A 17,480-nucleotide genomic window follows, 5' to 3' on the forward strand; every position below is an offset into this window, starting at 1 on the left:
GACCCAAAACGTTCGATATCACGTTTTGGGTCTTTTTTATTATTAACCGATTGAACCTTCCATTTCAAACTTAATCAAACGGTTCATTTCAACGGCGTATTCCATTGGTAGTTCTTTTGTGAATGGTTCGATGAAGCCCATGACGATCATTTCTGTTGCTTCTTCTTCAGAAATTCCGCGGCTCATCAAGTAGAATAGCTGCTCTTCTGATACTTTTGATACCTTCGCTTCGTGCTCTAATGAAATGTTGTCGTTTAAGATTTCATTGTAAGGGATCGTATCAGATGTTGATTTGTTATCCATGATGAGTGTGTCACACTCGATGTTTGAGCGTGCACCCTCTGCTTTACGTCCGAAGTGAACGATTCCGCGGTATGTGACTTTACCGCCTTGTTTGGAAATCGATTTCGATACGATCGTTGAAGATGTGTTTGGTGCAAGGTGAATCATTTTTGCACCTGCATCTTGGTGCTGACCTTTACCTGCTAGGGCAATACTTAATGTCATACCACGAGCGCCTTCACCTTTTAAGATGACTGCTGGGTATTTCATTGTCAGCTTAGAACCGATGTTTCCATCAATCCATTCCATTGTCGCATTCTCTTCACATACTGTACGTTTTGTGACAAGGTTGAAGACGTTGTTTGCCCAGTTTTGAATCGTTGTGTAACGGCAGTAGCCGCCTTTTTTCACGACAATTTCAACAACCGCACTGTGAAGTGAGTTTGTTGTGTAAACTGGTGCTGTACAGCCTTCTACGTAATGCACATGTGCGCCTTCATCAACGATGATGAGTGTACGCTCGAACTGACCCATGTTTTCAGAGTTGATACGGAAGTATGCTTGAAGTGGTGTATCTACTTTGACGCCCTTCGGTACGTAGATAAATGAACCACCAGACCATACAGCCGAGTTAAGCGCAGCAAATTTGTTGTCAGTCGGAGGAATGACTTTTGCCCAGTGCTCACGGAAGATGTCTTCGTTCTCTTTTAATGCGCTGTCTGTATCTTTAAACACAATGCCTAGATCTTCAAGGTCTTGCTTCATGTTGTGATACACAACTTCAGATTCATACTGAGCAGATACACCTGCTAAGTACTTTTGCTCTGCTTCAGGGATCCCAAGCTTATCAAAGGTTTCTTTGATTTCTTCTGGTACTTCATCCCAAGAACGCTCAGAGCGTTCTGATGGCTTTACGTAGTACGTAATTTCATCAAAGTTTAATGCATTTAAATCTCCGCCCCATTGTGGCATCGGCATGTTGTAAAAGAGCTCAAGAGATTTCAAACGGAAGTCGAGCATCCACTGAGGCTCTTCTTTCATACGAGAAATTTCTTCAACGATCTCTTTTGTCAGTCCGCGCTCTGAACGGAAAATGGAAACGTCTTTATCAGAAAAGCCGTATTTATATTCACCAACATCTGGCATTTTTTTAGCCATCCATTTTCACTCCAATCTTATGATTTGCCGTTATCTTCGGCAGATGCGCCTTTTTCAAGCGCCTTCCAGGATAATGTTGCACATTTGATGCGAGCAGGGAATTTTGCCACTCCCTGCAGCGCCTCAATGTCACCAAGATCAATGGAATCGTCGTATTCTTTTCCTAGCATCATATCGGAGAAAATCTGAGACATTTTCAAAGCTGTTTCAATATCTTTCCCTTTAATCGCCTGCGTCATCATAGAGGCAGATGCCATCGAAATGGAGCATCCTTCTCCTTCAAATTTCGCATCCATGACTTTTTCGTCTTCGATTTTCATTGTGAGACGAATGCGGTCACCACACGTTGGGTTGTTCATATCGACGACAATGCTATCGTTTAACACACCTTTGTTTCTCGGATTTTTATAATGATCCATAATCACTTGTCTATACAGTGTGTCTAAGTTTACATTAAAAGACATTCGTAAAATACTCCTTTGTCTTACGGAGCGCTGCAATGAGTTTGTCAATCTCTTCTTCTGTATTGTACAGATAGAAGCTTGCTCTTGCAGTCGCTGATACACCAAGCCATTTCATGAGCGGCTGTGCACAGTGATGTCCAGCACGAATGGCGACACCTTCCGTATCCAGAACAGTCGACGCATCATGCGGATGGACGTCATCTAAATTAAACGTCACAAGCCCAGCTCGGTGCTGCGGTCCATAAACAGTCGCACCTTCAAGCTCCTTGAAGCGCTCAAGCGCATAAGTGGCAAGCTGATGCTCGTAACGGCTGACTTCCTCCATACCAATGTCATTTAAGAAATCAATCGCTTTTCCTAGTCCAACTGCTCCGGCAATAATCGGTGTACCCGCTTCAAATTTCCACGGGAGCTCTTTCCAAGTAGAATCATACAGATCCACAAAGTCGATCATTTCACCGCCAAACTCAGCAGGCTCCATATTATTCAAAAGGTCCTTCTTCCCGTAAAGCACACCGATGCCAGTCGGTCCACACATTTTATGCCCGGAGAATGCGAAAAAGTCACAATCTAGATCCTGAACATCAATTTGCATATGCGGCGTGCTTTGTGCACCATCGACGACAATGATTGCCCCATGATCGTGGGCAATTTTGGCGATTTCTTTAATCGGGTTGATGGTTCCTAATACGTTTGAGACATGTGTGACAGCGACGATTTTCGTTTGATGTGTGATCGTTTGGTTTACATCTTCAAGCGATAGCGTGCCGTCTTCCTGTAACGGAATGTATTTCAATGTGGCGCCAGTTGCTTTTGCTGCTTGCTGCCAAGGGATGATATTCGCATGGTGCTCCATGTGCGAAATGACAATCTCATCGCCTTCTTTGAGGTTTGCTCTAGCATAGCTGATCGCCACTGTGTTTAGTGCAGTTGTTGTCCCTCTAGTAAAAATAATTTCTTGGACAGATGAAGCACGGATGAATGCACGAACTTTCTCTCTCGCACCCTCGTATGCGTCCGTTGCTTTTGTGCCAAGGGTATGAACACCCCGGTGGACGTTCGAGTTGTAAGACCGGTAATACTCATTCATTGCATCAATGACCACTCTTGGTTTTTGAGAAGTCGCTGCACTGTCCAAATACACCAAATCATGTCCGTTCACTTGCTGATGAAGGATTGGAAATTGCTCACGAACGTCTTTGATATTCATTATTTTACTTTCCTTTCAATCACAGAAACGAGCTGCTTTTTAACTCCTTCAATCGGCAGTTCTTTGACGACTGGATTTAAGAAGCCATAAATCACAAGTCTTTCTGCATCTTCTTTGGAAATCCCGCGGCTCATGAGGTAATAGAGTTGAATTGGATCGACACGTCCAACAGAAGCAGCATGCCCTGCTGTTACATCATCTTCATCAATTAATAGAATTGGGTTTGCATCACCGCGTGCTTTTTCACTCAGCATGAGAACACGTGATTCCTGCTCGGCATTTGACTTCGTTGCGCCATGCTCGATTTTACCAATTCCGTTAAAGATAGAGGATGCTTGATCCTTCATCACACCATGCTTCAAGATATACCCTTCAGAGTTTTTACCGAAGTGGATGATGCTTGTTGTAAAGTTTTCCGTTTGATTCCCGCGGCCGACAACAACTGATTTTGTATCACCGAATGTCCCGTCGCCCATAAGCTTTGTGATGTTTTCAGACACGACGTCTCCATCATTCATAAGGCCAAGCGCCCATTCGATTTTACTGTCACGGCCATTTGCCATACCGCGTCTGTTCACATAGACTGTGACACCTTCTGAAAGGTTATCTACTGCGCCGTATGTGACGCGGGCATTAGCTCCCGTGAACACTTCGGACACGATATTGAAGATTGCTTCTTCAGGTTTTGCTGTACTAATGTAGTTTTCTACATATGTCACTGCACTATGATCGTCTGCTACGACGATGACATGGTTGAACAAAGTCGTGTCGTCATTTTCATGCAGGTAGACGGCTTGAATTGGCGCTTCAAGTTCTACATTTTTTGGTACATAGAGGAAAGCTCCGCCATTGACTAAAGCTGCATGTAAAGCTGTTAGTTTATGCTCATCTACTTTCACTGCATCCGTCATGAAGTATTTCTTCACTAGATCACCATGTTCGCGAAGCGCTGTATGAAGATCAGTGAAGATCACACCTTTGTCTTTCGCTTCCGTTGAAAGAGACAAGTATGCTGGCGTTTGATCACGCTGAATGTAGACTGTCTTATCCGTGTCCTCTAAATCAATGAGAGATTTCACTTCTTCAGGAAGCTCTTCTAATGATCCAAATGGCGCACTTTCGACTGTATGCTGTTTGAAATTGGTTAAATTCCATTTAGAAATATTCGTTTTGTCAGGCTTTGGCATTGGAAGGTCTTCTGCTTTTTCAAGAGCCTGTAAGCGAAGGGAACTCATCCATGCCGGTTCCTGATGCTTCTCGGAGAAGCTTTTGACATAATCTTGATCTACTGATAATTTCGTTTCTAATGTCATCAATAATCCTCCTAACGCTTACGCTTCTTGACCAACAGTTTCGTCTTCAATTCCTAACTCTTTTTTAATCCAGTCATAGCCTTCTGCTTCTAGACGTTGTGCAAGCTCTGGTCCGCCAGATTTCACGATACGTCCTTGCATCATGACATGAACGTGATCTGGTGTGATGTAGTTCAGTAGACGCTGATAGTGAGTGATCATTAAGCAGCCGAAGCTTTCGCCGCGCATTCTGTTAATTCCTTTAGAAACCACTTTCAACGCATCGATATCAAGACCAGAATCGATTTCATCAAGGATCGCAATTTTAGGTTCAATCATCATTAATTGAAGAATTTCATTGCGTTTTTTCTCTCCGCCTGAGAAACCTTCGTTTAGGTAGCGTTGCGCCATGTCTGGGTCCATTTCAAGGAACTCCATGTTTTCGTCCATTTTGCGGATGAATTTCATTAGAGAGATTTCATCGCCTTCTTCTCTGCGAGCGTTAATAGCAGAACGAAGGAAGTCCGCATTTGTCACACCACTAATTTCAGATGGGTATTGCATCGCAAGGAAAAGACCTGCTTGAGCGCGCTCATCTACTTCCATTTCAAGTACATCTTCGCCATCAAGCAAAATGCTACCTTTTGTTACTTCATATTTAGGGTGACCCATAATGGCAGCAGATAAAGTTGATTTACCTGTACCGTTTGGTCCCATTACTGCGTGGAATTCTCCACCTTTTATCTCGAGGTTTACACCCTTTAAGATTTCTTTCCCTTCAATCTCAACGTGCAAGTCCTTAATTGTTAATGTCGAAGCAGTCATATATCGATACCTCCAAAATAATCATTATTCTCAATTTATTCTCATTCTAATTTTATAACAAATTAAAACTGAATACAACACATTCACGATATGCGTGAGAGGATGCTCTCAAAATTCTAACAAAAAAAGCCGGTAGATAAAAGGATTTATGTCGAAAAGACTGTTTTCATAAAGAAAGGACGGGAATCTGTTCTCCCCGCCCCTTAGCTATTTAATAGCCTCGTATATTCATTTTTGCGAGCTGTCTTTTCTCATCTCGATAGGACTGCTCTCGTTTATATTCCACTTTCATCCGTAAGTCATGGTCTCTTTCGTACTCTGCATAGCTCATGCCATGAGCCTTATGCATGGCCTTTTCCATCTCGGCGGTATAATCCAATCCCAGTGTACTATGGTCCGAACAAATAATAAACCATTCCCTTCTTTGAGTGTAGCTTCATTGTATCAAAGACATGTGGCTTCACTCAAAAGGGATATGACGCGCTATGCTGGCATATTTTCTCACACAATCGGCTGAGAAGGACTCAACTCCCTGATATGGATAAATGCCATCTTATCCTTCCCTTAATGCGTCTGTCCTCCAAATTCGTCAATACATTGCTGAACAACTGTGATGCCTTGACTTAGTGCAGCACCGCCGCCGAACGCTGCCGCCACACTGACGACCTCTAGCAAATTCTCTTCTGTCGCGCCTTGGTCGAGCGCTCCCTTTGTATGATAAATCATGCAGTATTCATCCTGTGCATGAATACTGATGCCAAGGGCAATCATTTGTTTTTCCTTTTGCGTTAATGAATCGCTCTGAAAGCACTGCTCCGTGAATTCATTGAATTTCTTCCCAAACACCGGCATTTTCTTCTGAAATTCACCCATTGCGGTTTTATAATCAGTCAGTGATTGCTGCATGGATCCGCTCATATGCTGTTCATTCATCTTCATTCCATCCCTTCAGGTCATTTGTACATTTTTATTATGAGCGAGATTTGAAAAAATACACAAAAAAACCTCGCTTTGATGAAAGCGAGGTTAACACATTGTTATTCAGATACCGGTAGTACAGCACCGTCATATTTTTTGTCGATGAATTCTTTGATTTTATCAGAGTGAAGAACTTCCATTAATGTCTTGATCTTATCTGATTTTTCTTCACCTTTGCGAACCGCCACGATGTTTGCATATGGGTTGTTCTTTGTTTGCTCAAGTTCAATTGAATCTTTTTTCGGATTCAATTTATTTTGAATCGCATAGTTGACGTTAATAAACACAGCATCGCCTTCACTGTTTTCATAAGCTTTCGCTGTTAGTTCAGGAGCGATTTTTTTGAACTTTAGGTTCTTCGGGTTTTCTTTGATGTTCTTTACTGTTGCGTTGATTGTATCAACTTTAGGATCAATCTTAATGACACCAGCATTTTGCAATAGTGCAAGCATACGGCCTTGTTCAGCTACGTTGTTTGTCATGATGATCGTTCCGCCGTTTGGAATATCTTTTACTGATTTGTATTTCTTAGAGTAGATACCGAAAGGCTCAAGGTGAACCGCACCAGCACTAACTAGGTTGTAATCTTTGTTTGATTTATTTTCTTCATTTAAGTAAGGGATATGTTGGAAAAAATTTGCATCCACTTCTTTTTCAGCTAACGCTTTGTTGTACATTTTATAATCACTAAGTACTTTCACTTTTAGATCGTAGCCTTTTTCTTTTAGAAGTGGTTTTGCTTCTTCAAGAATCTCGGCATGGGGTGTTTTTGAAGCGGCAACCGTAATGGTTTTGCTATCACTTGCGTTATTAGATGAACCGCATGCAGCTAAGATGCCTGCAAATGCTAGAAATAGTGCACTTAAAATCAATTTCTTCATGAATAAATCCTCCCTTAACGTTTATCAATTTTATTTGTAATCAAATCACCGATTATTTGAATAATAAAGACGATGATGAGAATAAACACAGTGGCAACAAGTGTAACATCTGTATTACCAGATTGGTATCCTTCCACATAAGCAAGGTCACCAAGTCCGCCAGCTCCAATTGCACCTGCAATCGCAGTTGAGCCAATTAAAGCAATCGCTGTTACGGTAATACCTGAAATGAGGGCTGGCAATGATTCTGGCAGCAATACTTTGAAAATGATGGTCGACGTTTTCGCTCCCATTGACCGTGCTGCTTCAATGACTCCTTTGTCTACCTCACGCAGTGCAATTTCGACAAGACGTGCATAAAATGGAGCTGACCCAATGACAAGGGCAGGGAGTGCTGCATTTGGACCTAGAATTGTATGCATTAAGAATTTCGTGAACCCTAATAAAAGAATAATTAAAATGATAAAAGGAATCGATCTGAAAATGTTGACGACTGCACCGATGACAGCATTGATCGGTTTATTTTCCCAAAGACCGCCTTTTCCTGTAAGGAAGAGCAGGAGTCCTAGGATAATCCCGATTGCAAAAGCAAATGCCAATGAAATGAGTGTCATATACACTGTTTCACCTGTTGCACTCCAGATGACGTCTAGATCAACGTTCGGAAACCATTTCTCAAACATGTGTCATCACCTCAATTTCAACCTGTTTGCTTTGGATATAGGCGATGGCTTTTTCTACCTCGGTCTCTTCTCCATTTATATGGATAAAGAGTGTTCCAAACGCGCCTTCCTGCGTTTGAGAAATCTTTCCTTGAAGGATGTTTACATCGACATTGAAGGATCGAACGATTTCAGTGATGAGCGGCTGCTCGGCAGAATCGCCAATAAAGGACAACCGTACGACCTGACCTTCTTTTACACGCTCTAAGACGTGCTCGATTGTTTCTTTCGCTTCCTCTGGTTCAGCAAGCTGCTGTACAAATCGCTTCGTCATCTCTTCCTTCGGCTGTCTGAAGACGCGTAATACTTCGCCTTCTTCGACAATGCGTCCATTTTCCATGACCGCGACGCGATGACAAATTTTGCGAATGACGTGCATTTCGTGTGTGATGAGCACAATTGTCAGCCCTAAACGTTTATTGATATCCGCTAAAAGATCAAGGATAGAATCCGTTGTTTGCGGATCAAGCGCTGACGTCGCTTCGTCACAAAGAAGAACCTTTGGATCATTTGCTAATGCTCTCGCAATCCCCACACGCTGCTTTTGTCCGCCGCTAAGCTGAGACGGATACGCATTTTCTTTTCCTTCTAAACCGACTAATTTAATCAGTTCATTCGCACGCTCTCTCCGTTTCGATGTAGGTACACCTGCGATCTCAAGCGGGAACATAATATTTTGTCTCACTGTTCTTGACCAAAGTAGGTTAAAGTGCTGGAAAATCATGCTGATTTCTTGTCTTGCTTTCCGAAGTTTCGCATTCGATACTTCATTGATCCGGTTGCCTGCCACTTCAACAATTCCTGCTGTTGGCAGCTCCAGACCGTTTAATAGGCGAATAAGCGAGCTTTTTCCGGCACCGCTATACCCGATAATTCCGAATATTTCACCTTTATCAATATCCAAGTTGACGTCTTTCACGGCATCAACATTTCCGCTTTTTGAGTGGTACGTTTTTGATACATTCTGTAAATGGATCACAGTCTGTTCACCTGCTTTCTTGCTGAATCTATAGGTTGCCATCACATACGTTATTTATTCTTCCTGCTGTAATGCTTCGCGCCTGACGTGAGGTCAGTAAAAAAGACCTAACTGCAATGCAAGCAGAAAGGCCTTTTATGTTCAATACGCCTTTCTCTCATCTTTCAAAGCATTGCGGCTTTGAGTGAATTGGCACCAATTTCAGCTATGCTGACGGTTGCCGGGTTTCATAGGGCACGTCCCTCCACCTCTCTTAATAAGAGAAAATATGTTGTTTTATGTGATGTTCATGTTTTTACTAACGTAGAATATCATGCTACCCGAGATATGTCAACGCTGTAAATCGCTAATTTCCAAGTAAACGACTAAGTTATCATTTTTCGAAAAAAACCGTTCGTCAGCCAAAGTACCGCCTCTAGTCTTAGGAGCGCACGGAATGACCCTTTTACTTTCACTTGTCCCCTGCTGATTAACTGCTGTAAGGACATATCTCCATCTAATAATTGAAGTATTTCTTTTCTCTCACCATAAAAGATGAGATCCGATAACTCAATTGCAGGTAGTTTCTTCACTTCACCACGCTCATCCACAATCAATGTACAAGAGTCAGTTTCCGCCTCAAATGTAATCTTCAAGGATGATGATGAGAGCAGCGGTTTTAGCAATAATCGCTGCCCTGTGTTACCATGGGTTTTCACTTTTTCCACATGTATAACCTCCCTGTCATTTGGTTATACATAACATTTCTCTACAAACATTCGCTTGTCCTTTATAAATAACTCGACAAATTTTCAGATGAATTGCTTGAAATATGACAAAAAACCGCTTTATTTAGCGGTTTCAATCATTTCATGAAGATATGGTACGGAGTGAAAGGCATAGCCTTTTTGCACCAGCTCACCTTTTTTAAACAGTAGAAAGCAAGGAACGCTTTCGATCTCAAAAGCCTTCGCAAAGCCTGGTGAGTAGTTTAAGTTATTTTCATAAAAAGGTACATCCGGCTGCATGGTGTCTACGACAGCCAGCATTTTCTTTGCAAGCTGACATGTTCCGCAAAACGGTGTATATAAGTATAAAAGAAATAAATCGTCCTTTATCTCCTTGAATTCGTGTTCTACAATCTCTTTCATATACGTCCACCCTCATAAATATTTCGAATGAACATCAATGTTTGCAGCTAATAGGATAGATGCAATGTGGGCTGACGGTGAAGCGGCCACTTCGCGGTACGTTCTGTCGACAAAAAGATGAAATGCTTCAGGGAATTCTTTTCGAAATTGCTTCCGCAGTTTGTCGCCTGCATCGTCACTGTCTGCTAATATGTAAACGTCTTTCCCCAATAATTCGTCTACGAGCTGATCCAGCTTCGATGTACTGATCGTGCCATTGGTGCAAATGATGGTAACAGGTTCACTTATGGCTTCTTTTAGCTTTTGTTTGTCTGTTTTACCTTCTACAATGATGACCTTTTCTACCTCTACATTCATCACGATCACCCGGCCCTTTTGACGTTGTTCACTTCTCCCTTAGATTACAATTTTTCATTCAGGTTGTAAAGATTGGGCGCTTGCACTAAAAAGACTGCAGCTTATGCTCACTGCAGCCTCATCTGTGATTAGCACCAGCCATTTTCATCATCACAGTCTACATATTTTTCTGTCCCGTGGGTCAATGTATCCGTCAAACGATAAAAACGATTTTGATCATAGGAATAACCTGATTTTAACTCATATTGGTTTTCACTAATCATCGTGCCAATCTCTTCATTTTGATGATACAGCACCATGCCGCTTTCTTTGAATCGTCCAGTGACATGATCTGTTATATCCACATGTTCTTTTTGAAAAGACAAATTGGACACCCCCCATAAAGGTAGAGTGTCCAATTTTACGTGAATTAGTCTTCTTTTGTCATTTCTTCATATTGCTCAGCAGTCATCAAGTTCTCAATTTCAGATGTATCAGCTGGCTCTACCACGATCATCCATGCTTTTTCGTATGGAGAGTCGTTGACGAATTCAGGGCTGTCATCCAGCTCATCGTTCACTTCGACGATTGTACCGTTGATCGGTGCGTAAAGCTCAGAAACTGTTTTCACTGATTCTACACTTCCGAAAGGCTCGTCCGCTGTAATTTTGTCTCCTACTTCAGGAAGCTCAACGAACACGATATCGCCTAGCTCAGATTGAGCAAAATGCGTAATACCGATACGCACCTTATCTCCTTCTACTTTGACCCATTCATGTTCTTCTGAATAACGTAAATCTTTTGGTGTGCTCATTCAATACCCCTCCAGTCTTTTCTTTCAATCTATATTGAAGATACCACAATCTGAATGAAAGTTACATCATTTCCAGACGCTTTTAAATGTATCTTCATTAAATCCAACTGTGACTCGTTTACCGTCTGTTGTAATCGGGCGCTTGATCAGCATTCCGTTAGATGCGAGTAATTCTAGCTGCTCGCCTTCTGACATTGCAGGAAGTTGATCTTTCAGCTGTAGCTCTCGGTATTTCTGTCCGCTTGTATTAAAGAACTTCTTCAGCTCTAAGCCACTTTTTTCGTAAAGCGCTTTTAATGTTTCTTTATCAGGCGTCTCTTCGACGATATGTATGCTGTTGATATCTTTATTGTGTTCTTCCAGCCATTTTTTTGCTTTTCGGCATGTACCGCAAGATGGGTATTCATAAAAATCTAAAGCCACTTTTTTCACCTCCTGCAAGTAGTGAGAACATTTTATCACAAAATATTTTAAAAACCTAAATGTATGCTTACAAAAAGGTGCGGAGTGATATCCGCACCTCAGATTGTTGACAAAGGGCTAAAATGATTTTATTTTAGCCCTTTGTCTTCTTTTCAGCGTGATAGAAAACCTTTGAAGTCTAGGATGGACGAGCATCGGAGCGCAGACCTGACAACGAATGCGAGGGTTTGTCTACACGCTGAGGTGCGGAGTGATATCCGTACCTTTTCAGCCGTCTTATACGATATATTTCTCTGCTTCAAAGATTCGTTTCGCCACTTCGCGCTTTTTGGCGATGACATTGATCGGGGTGAATCTTGTCAGTTTGCGAAGAGCTGACAGACTCATGCGGAGTGCATCTCCTTCTTCCATCGCGATCAAGGATTCTTTTGCATGAGCTTCAATTTTTAAGAAGGCTTCCTGCGTGAAAATTTGTGTGTAAGCAAGCTTTTGAGTATTCTTATCTAGCCCTGATGCAGCGATTGCCTTTTCAGTACGCAGAATCGCCGATTCAGCAGCAAAAATTTCATTGACGATATCCGCTATGTTCACAAGGATCTCTTGCTCTTTGTCTAATGCTTTTCCATACTTCATCGCCGCCATTCCAGATACCATTAAGGCGATCTTTTTCGCATGGGCGAGCAAGTATTTTTCTTGATCGAGCGGCTGATCACCTGGCTCTTCTGGCATCATCATCATGAGCTCTTCCTGTAAGGTTTGCGCCTTTTGAAGCAGCGGAAGCTCTCCCTTCATCGCTTTCTTCAAGAATGTGCCTGGTACAAGCAGACGGTTGATTTCGTTTGTCCCTTCAAAAATACGGTTAATCCGCGAGTCACGATAGGCTCTTTCGACCTCGTATTCTTGCATGAATCCATATCCGCCGTGAATTTGCACGCCTTCATCCGCTATATAGTCTAAAGTTTCAGAGCCAAGTACTTTACAAAGAGAGCATTCAATCGCATATTCTGCAATGGACTGGGCAATTTGTTTGCCATCCTTTTGCTCTTCTTCACTTAATAGACCCATGCGCTGTTCAAATAATCCGACTGTGCGGTAAACAGCACTTTCCATCGCATAGAGCTTTGCCGACATGTTGGCTACTTTTTCACCAATTAAGCTAAATCGAGAAATTGGCGTTTGGAATTGCTTACGTTGGTTTGCATATTCTGCCGATAATTGAATGACACGTTTTGACGCACCAACTGTTCCGACAGCCAGCTTGTAGCGTCCGATATTCAAAATGTTAAAGGCAATGACATGACCTCTGCCAGCCTCACCTAGTAAATTCTCCTTCGGCACTTGAGCATCTTCGAGAATTAACGTTCTTGTCGATGAACCTTTAATGCCCATCTTTTTCTCTTCAGGTCCCGTTTTGACACCTGGAAAATCCTTTTCTACGATAAAAGCAGAGAAGTGTTCACCATCAATTTTCGCATATACGACAAAGACGTCGGCAAATGCGGAGTTTGTGATCCACTGTTTTTCCCCATTCAGCACATAATGAGTTCCGGCTTCATTTAAGACCGCAGTTGTCTTTGCTCCAAGGGCGTCAGAGCCTGATCCTGGCTCAGTGAGGGCGTACGCTGCAATTGTTTCTCCAGAAGCGAGTCCAGGAAGATATGTTTCCTTTTGCGCTTGATTTCCAAACAGCACGATTGGCAGAGACCCAATGCCGACATGGGCGCCATAGGAAAGCGAGAAGCTCCCTGCTCTGGAGAATTTCTCGGTAATAATGGCTGAACTGATTTTATCTAATCCGAGCCCGCCGAATTCTTCAGGCACGTCAGCTCCTAGCAGTCCAAGCTCTCCAGCCTTTTTGAGAAGCCTGACAGAATGCTCAAATTCATGGTTTTCAATTTGATCTATATATGGAACAACGTCTTGTAAAATATAATCCTCTGTTGTCTTTCCAATCATTTGATGCTCATCAGAGAAATCCTCTGGTGTAAAGATATGCTCATAATTCGTCTCATCAATTAAGAAGCTTCCACCCTTTTTTACCTCTTCCATTGCTTTCATTCTGTTTTCCCCCTTTAGATCAATTCAAAAATTCCTGCTGCTCCCATGCCCCCGCCGATACACATTGTGACGATGCCAAATTGCTCGTTTCGCCGCTTCATTTCATGAATGAGTGACAGTGTCAGTTTCGTTCCTGTACAGCCGAGCGGATGTCCTAGCGCGATTGCCCCGCCATTGACATTCACTTTCTCTTCATCAATCCCTAAATGACGAATGACTTGAATGGCCTGAGAGGCAAACGCTTCGTTTAATTCAAACAGCCCGATATCCTTCAACTCAAGTCCAGCGATTTTCAGCGCACGCGGAATGGCTTCAATTGGACCAATTCCCATCACCTCAGGTGGTACACCGCCAACAGCAAATGCTCTGAATTTAGCGAGCGGCTGAAGGGAAAGTGAGGATGCTTTCTCACGATCCATCATCATCACACACGCAGCACCGTCACTTGTTTGTGAAGAGTTTCCTGCAGTCACTGTGCCTTTTGTCGAGAAAGCCGGACGCAAAGTGGAAAGAATCTCTTCCGTTGTCCCTGCTCTCACGCCTTCATCCTGTGAAAACTTAAATTGATGTTCTTCTAATTGATATTGCTCCCCTACCCGCCGCTCTGTTACATCAACGGAGACAATTTCATCTGAAAATTTTCCTTCCTGTAATGCTTTGGCTGCCTTTTGATGACTTCTTACCGCAAAGGCGTCCTGATCTTGACGTGTGACCTGATACTTTTGCGCCACCTGCTCTGCCGTGTGCCCCATGCTCATATAGTATTCAGGCGCTTGTTCTGCCAATTGAGCATTCGGACGAATGGAATGACCCATCATCGGCACCTGTGACATCGATTCGACTCCTCCAGCTAAGATCGTTTCTGCCTGACCGAGCATAATCCGCTCACCTGCATAAGCGATTGACTGAAGACCAGATGAGCAGTAGCGGTTGATGGTGATGGCAGGTACTGTATACGGAAGTCCTGCTAACGCCCCAATATTCCGAGCCACATTTAACCCCTGCTCTGCTTCTGGTGTTGCACATCCGATGATCAAATCATCTATCTGTCCTTCGTAATCACCGGCACGCTTTAATGTTTCTTTTACACACAATGCGCCCATATCATCAGGCCGAACATGTTTTAACGATCCTTTTTTCGCCTTCCCTACTGGTGTTCTCGCACCAGCGACAATGACTGCTTCTCTCATTTTGACTCCCCCTTAGTTACGTAAAGGTTTTCCTTTGACGAGCATGTGCTGCATGCGTGCTTGTGATTTCACTTCTCCTACAAGACTTAAAAAGGCTTCTCTTTCAAGCTCTAATAAGTATTGCTCCTCTACCTCTGTTCCAAATGGCAGTTTTCCGCCGGAAATAACATGAGCTAATTTTTTTACAATGGTCATGTCATGCTCTGAAATGTATCCAGATAATCTCATATTTTCAGCCGCCAATACCATCGCTGCATAGCCTGTTTCTCCCATGACGGGCACCTTTTGCTTGAGCGGCGCACGATAACCTGCTTCATCAAGAGAGAGCACAAGTTGTTTCGCATCATAGATCAGGTGATCACCGTTCATACTGATTCGGTCACTCGCGCGCAGCATGTTCATATCCCGCGCTTCCTCTGCCGAAGTGGATACTTTCGCCATTGCAATTGTTTCAAATGTTTTCATCGTGGCATCTTGTATAGCGGTCTGCGATGGCTTCGCTGATCCTTGCAGATGGCGAAGGTATAATTCTTTGTTTCCACCGCCGCCTGGAATCAGTCCAACTCCCGCTTCGACAAGACCCATGTATGCTTCACTCGACGCCTGAATAGCTGCTGCCGGCAGACAAACCTCTGTTCCACCTCCAAGTGTCATACCAAACGGCGCAGCAACGATTGGACGGTCGCTATATTTCACCTTCATCATTGCCTGCTGGAAGCGGCGGATCACAAAGTCAATTTCAAAGAAATTATCGTCCTGAGCTTCCATTAAAATCAGAGCAAGGTTGGCACCAACACAGAAGTTCTTGCCTTGGTTTCCGATGACAAGCCCTCTATAATTTTCTTCCACCTCATCGACAGCGCGATTGATCATGTCAATGACATCTAGTCCAATGGCATTGCTTTTGGAGTGAAATTCGAGCAAGGCGACATCATCACCGATATCAATCAAGCTCGCACCAGCATTTTTGAAAATCACGTCGTTCTTCTTTTTCAATTTCGCTAAGGAAATATTCTTGTCGTTTCCTTTTTCCTGTTCGTAAGCCCCATTGTGATAAAACGCACGCTCTCCATCAGCATTTTCTTGATAGAATGTGTCGTGTCCTTCTGACAGCATGTCTTGCACCCACTGCGGGATGCTGTGACCTTCTGCTTCCATACGCTCGACTGCTTTTTTCACACCAATTGCATCCCATAGCTCAAATGGACCGTGCTGCCAGCCAAATCCCCATTTCATTGCGTTATCGATGGACTGAATATCATCCGCAATTTCGCCTGTTAACTGAGCTGAGTAAAGGAGCACAGGTGCCGTCATGTTCCAGAGCAATTGTCCTGCACGACCATCTTGATAAATAAGCGCTTTCAATTTCGCTTTCGTTCCCTTTTGCTGCTTCGCCATCTCAATGCCTGGATCTTTCAACTTCGTTCGTTCTCCGTATGTGAGCGTCACAGGATCAAGTTCTAAAATGGTCTTTCCATTTTTTTGATAAAATCCTTGCCCTGCCTTGCTGCCAATCCATCCCTTTTCAAGCATTCTTTCAATAAACTCAGGCAACTGGAAAATATCTTTTTCCTTTCCTTCTACTTGGTCATATACGTTACGGGCTACATGGAAAAACGTGTCGAGCCCTACGACATCAAGTGTACGGAAGGTCGCACTTTTCGGTCTTCCAATGAGGGGTCCTGTGACCGAATCCACCTCTCCAATGGTGTATTTGTTTTCAAGCATTTCACGCACTGTCACAAGGAGTCCATAAGTACCAATACGATTGGCAATAAAGTTCGGCGTATCTTTCGCTTCAACGACGCCTTTACCAAGTACATCCTCGCCAAACGTTTTCATAAATTGGAGTACTTCTGGATCTGTTTCTTGAATAGGAATGATTTCTAAAAGCTTTAAATAACGAGCTGGGTTAAAAAAATGTGTACCTAAAAAATGGCGTTTAAAATCCTCTGATCGGCCTTCTGCCATTTTTTCAACCGAAATTCCAGATGTGTTACTTGATACGATACTGCCTTCTTTGCGGTGTTCGTCGATGAGAGAGAATACATGTTGTTTGATGCTGAGCTTTTCAGTGACGACTTCAATGATCCAGTCAGCATCATGTAATAAGGAAAGGTGATCTGTGAGATTTCCCGGTGTGATGTATGATAGGTTTTTTGCTGAAGTAAGAGGTGCTGGCTTTTGCTTTAACAATTTTTTCATCGCTTCTTGACTTAATCTATTCCGAACACTAGGGTGATCAAGCGTTCGCTTTTTTGCCGTTTCTTCCTTTGTCAGTTCGTTTGGCACAATATCTAGCAATGTTACTGGTATCCCGATATTGGCTAGATGCGCAGCAATGCCTGAGCCCATGACACCTGAACCAATGACAGCCGCCTTGCGAATATGTTTGCCCATAAATATCCCCCTAAACATTTTGAATGAACAGTCATTCATTTTTTGTCCAAAAAAAATCAATGCCTCTTTCTTTATCTTAAAAGATTTTCCGAAACAGTTCAAGAGCGGATTTCAAAAATTTACACATTCTCATGTGCCTTACTTTGCGGCGTATGAATTAAAGATGAGAGGGCATTGTAAGAATGGAGGTGATGTCCACATGTCTCGTTTGAAGAAAAACCCATCGAAAGCAGGCGTAAGTGCTGCAAGTGTAAAAGGAAACGCAGGTCCATCACAGGAAGCGGACCTAGGCGGCAAAAAGACTAGTCAAAATCAACAATATAAAAAAAATCAGTAAG

20 protein-coding genes and 1 riboswitch are annotated in these 17,480 nt (G+C 42.9%); of the genes, 1 reads left to right on the forward strand and 19 read right to left on the reverse strand.

Translation table 11 applies throughout. The annotated features are described in order from the left end of the window. Positions 1–42 precede the first annotated feature (42 nt). From sufB to MKZ05_RS15050, 19 genes are all read right to left on the reverse strand, one after another. Positions 43–1,440: a Fe-S cluster assembly protein SufB gene (gene sufB / locus MKZ05_RS14960; protein WP_003213112.1), complete on the reverse strand. Its 1,398-nt coding sequence runs from the start codon at positions 1,438–1,440 to the stop codon at positions 43–45. Positions 1,441–1,457: 17 nt separating this feature from the next. Then, on the reverse strand, positions 1,458–1,904 hold the full coding sequence (sufU, locus tag MKZ05_RS14965) for a Fe-S cluster assembly sulfur transfer protein SufU (protein WP_003212941.1): 447 nt from the start codon (positions 1,902–1,904) through the stop codon (positions 1,458–1,460). Beyond that, positions 1,894–3,114: a cysteine desulfurase gene (locus MKZ05_RS14970; RefSeq protein WP_339160459.1), complete on the reverse strand. Its 1,221-nt coding sequence runs from the start codon at positions 3,112–3,114 to the stop codon at positions 1,894–1,896. Before MKZ05_RS14970 ends, sufU begins: the two co-directional genes overlap by 11 nt. Continuing rightward, entirely contained in the window at positions 3,114–4,427 is a 1,314-nt protein-coding gene (gene sufD / locus MKZ05_RS14975) for a Fe-S cluster assembly protein SufD (RefSeq protein WP_050944088.1), read from the reverse strand. Before sufD ends, MKZ05_RS14970 begins: the two co-directional genes overlap by 1 nt. An 18-nt stretch (positions 4,428–4,445) precedes the next feature. Next, on the reverse strand, positions 4,446–5,231 hold the full coding sequence (sufC, locus tag MKZ05_RS14980; RefSeq protein WP_003213654.1) for a Fe-S cluster assembly ATPase SufC: 786 nt from the start codon (positions 5,229–5,231) through the stop codon (positions 4,446–4,448). Between the two features lie 211 nt (positions 5,232–5,442). Further along, positions 5,443–5,580 carry a hypothetical protein gene (locus MKZ05_RS14985; RefSeq protein ID WP_162839378.1) on the reverse strand — a complete coding sequence of 46 codons (138 nt, stop codon included), beginning with the start codon at positions 5,578–5,580 and terminating at the stop codon, positions 5,443–5,445. Positions 5,581–5,795: 215 nt separating this feature from the next. Then, on the reverse strand, positions 5,796–6,164 hold the full coding sequence (locus tag MKZ05_RS14990) for a carboxymuconolactone decarboxylase family protein (protein WP_003212803.1): 369 nt from the start codon (positions 6,162–6,164) through the stop codon (positions 5,796–5,798). A gap of 104 nt (positions 6,165–6,268) precedes the next feature. Beyond that, positions 6,269–7,090: a methionine ABC transporter substrate-binding lipoprotein MetQ gene (gene metQ / locus MKZ05_RS14995; RefSeq protein ID WP_003212678.1), complete on the reverse strand. Its 822-nt coding sequence runs from the start codon at positions 7,088–7,090 to the stop codon at positions 6,269–6,271. Between the two features lie 14 nt (positions 7,091–7,104). Beyond that, positions 7,105–7,773: a methionine ABC transporter permease gene (locus tag MKZ05_RS15000; RefSeq protein ID WP_024423401.1), complete on the reverse strand. Its 669-nt coding sequence runs from the start codon at positions 7,771–7,773 to the stop codon at positions 7,105–7,107. After that, complete coding sequence (locus tag MKZ05_RS15005) at positions 7,766–8,791, reverse strand: methionine ABC transporter ATP-binding protein (RefSeq protein ID WP_137054426.1); 1,026 nt, start codon at positions 8,789–8,791, stop codon at positions 7,766–7,768. The genes MKZ05_RS15000 and MKZ05_RS15005 overlap by 8 nt, the downstream gene beginning before the upstream one ends. A 154-nt stretch (positions 8,792–8,945) precedes the next feature. Beyond that, a riboswitch (SAM riboswitch) is annotated at positions 8,946–9,054 on the reverse strand. A 102-nt stretch (positions 9,055–9,156) separates the two neighbouring features. Beyond that, on the reverse strand, positions 9,157–9,498 hold the full coding sequence (locus tag MKZ05_RS15010) for an SCP2 sterol-binding domain-containing protein (protein WP_003212918.1): 342 nt from the start codon (positions 9,496–9,498) through the stop codon (positions 9,157–9,159). 120 nt (positions 9,499–9,618) lie between these two features. Then, on the reverse strand, positions 9,619–9,921 hold the full coding sequence (locus MKZ05_RS15015) for a thioredoxin family protein (RefSeq protein WP_339160460.1): 303 nt from the start codon (positions 9,919–9,921) through the stop codon (positions 9,619–9,621). A gap of 12 nt (positions 9,922–9,933) precedes the next feature. Then, positions 9,934–10,278 (reverse strand): toprim domain-containing protein, encoded by a 345-nt coding sequence (locus MKZ05_RS15020; protein ID WP_339160461.1) that lies wholly within the window; start codon positions 10,276–10,278, stop codon positions 9,934–9,936. 128 nt (positions 10,279–10,406) lie between these two features. Next, positions 10,407–10,643 carry a YusG family protein gene (locus MKZ05_RS15025; RefSeq protein ID WP_044140883.1) on the reverse strand — a complete coding sequence of 79 codons (237 nt, stop codon included), beginning with the start codon at positions 10,641–10,643 and terminating at the stop codon, positions 10,407–10,409. Positions 10,644–10,687: 44 nt separating this feature from the next. Next, positions 10,688–11,071, reverse strand: a complete 384-nt coding sequence (gene gcvH / locus MKZ05_RS15030; RefSeq protein WP_003213614.1) for a glycine cleavage system protein GcvH — start codon at positions 11,069–11,071, stop codon at positions 10,688–10,690. Positions 11,072–11,137: 66 nt separating this feature from the next. Then, a complete protein-coding gene (locus tag MKZ05_RS15035; protein ID WP_003213086.1) occupies positions 11,138–11,494 on the reverse strand; it encodes an arsenate reductase family protein in 357 nt (118 codons plus the stop codon). A gap of 276 nt (positions 11,495–11,770) precedes the next feature. Continuing rightward, complete coding sequence (locus MKZ05_RS15040) at positions 11,771–13,552, reverse strand: acyl-CoA dehydrogenase family protein (protein WP_003213312.1); 1,782 nt, start codon at positions 13,550–13,552, stop codon at positions 11,771–11,773. Positions 13,553–13,566: 14 nt separating this feature from the next. Next, positions 13,567–14,742, reverse strand: a complete 1,176-nt coding sequence (locus MKZ05_RS15045) for an acetyl-CoA C-acetyltransferase (protein ID WP_339160462.1) — start codon at positions 14,740–14,742, stop codon at positions 13,567–13,569. 12 nt (positions 14,743–14,754) lie between these two features. Continuing rightward, on the reverse strand, positions 14,755–17,142 hold the full coding sequence (locus MKZ05_RS15050; RefSeq protein WP_339160463.1) for a 3-hydroxyacyl-CoA dehydrogenase NAD-binding domain-containing protein: 2,388 nt from the start codon (positions 17,140–17,142) through the stop codon (positions 14,755–14,757). A gap of 199 nt (positions 17,143–17,341) precedes the next feature. On the opposite strand from MKZ05_RS15050, the gene MKZ05_RS15055 reads away from it, so the two are divergent. Next, a complete protein-coding gene (locus MKZ05_RS15055; RefSeq protein WP_003212904.1) occupies positions 17,342–17,479 on the forward strand; it encodes a YuzL family protein in 138 nt (45 codons plus the stop codon). Position 17,480 lies beyond the last annotated feature (1 nt).

Origin of the sequence: Bacillus sp. FSL M8-0277, from assembly GCF_037975305.1 — a bacterium.
In the GTDB taxonomy this organism is placed as follows: domain Bacteria; phylum Bacillota; class Bacilli; order Bacillales; family Bacillaceae; genus Bacillus; species Bacillus pumilus.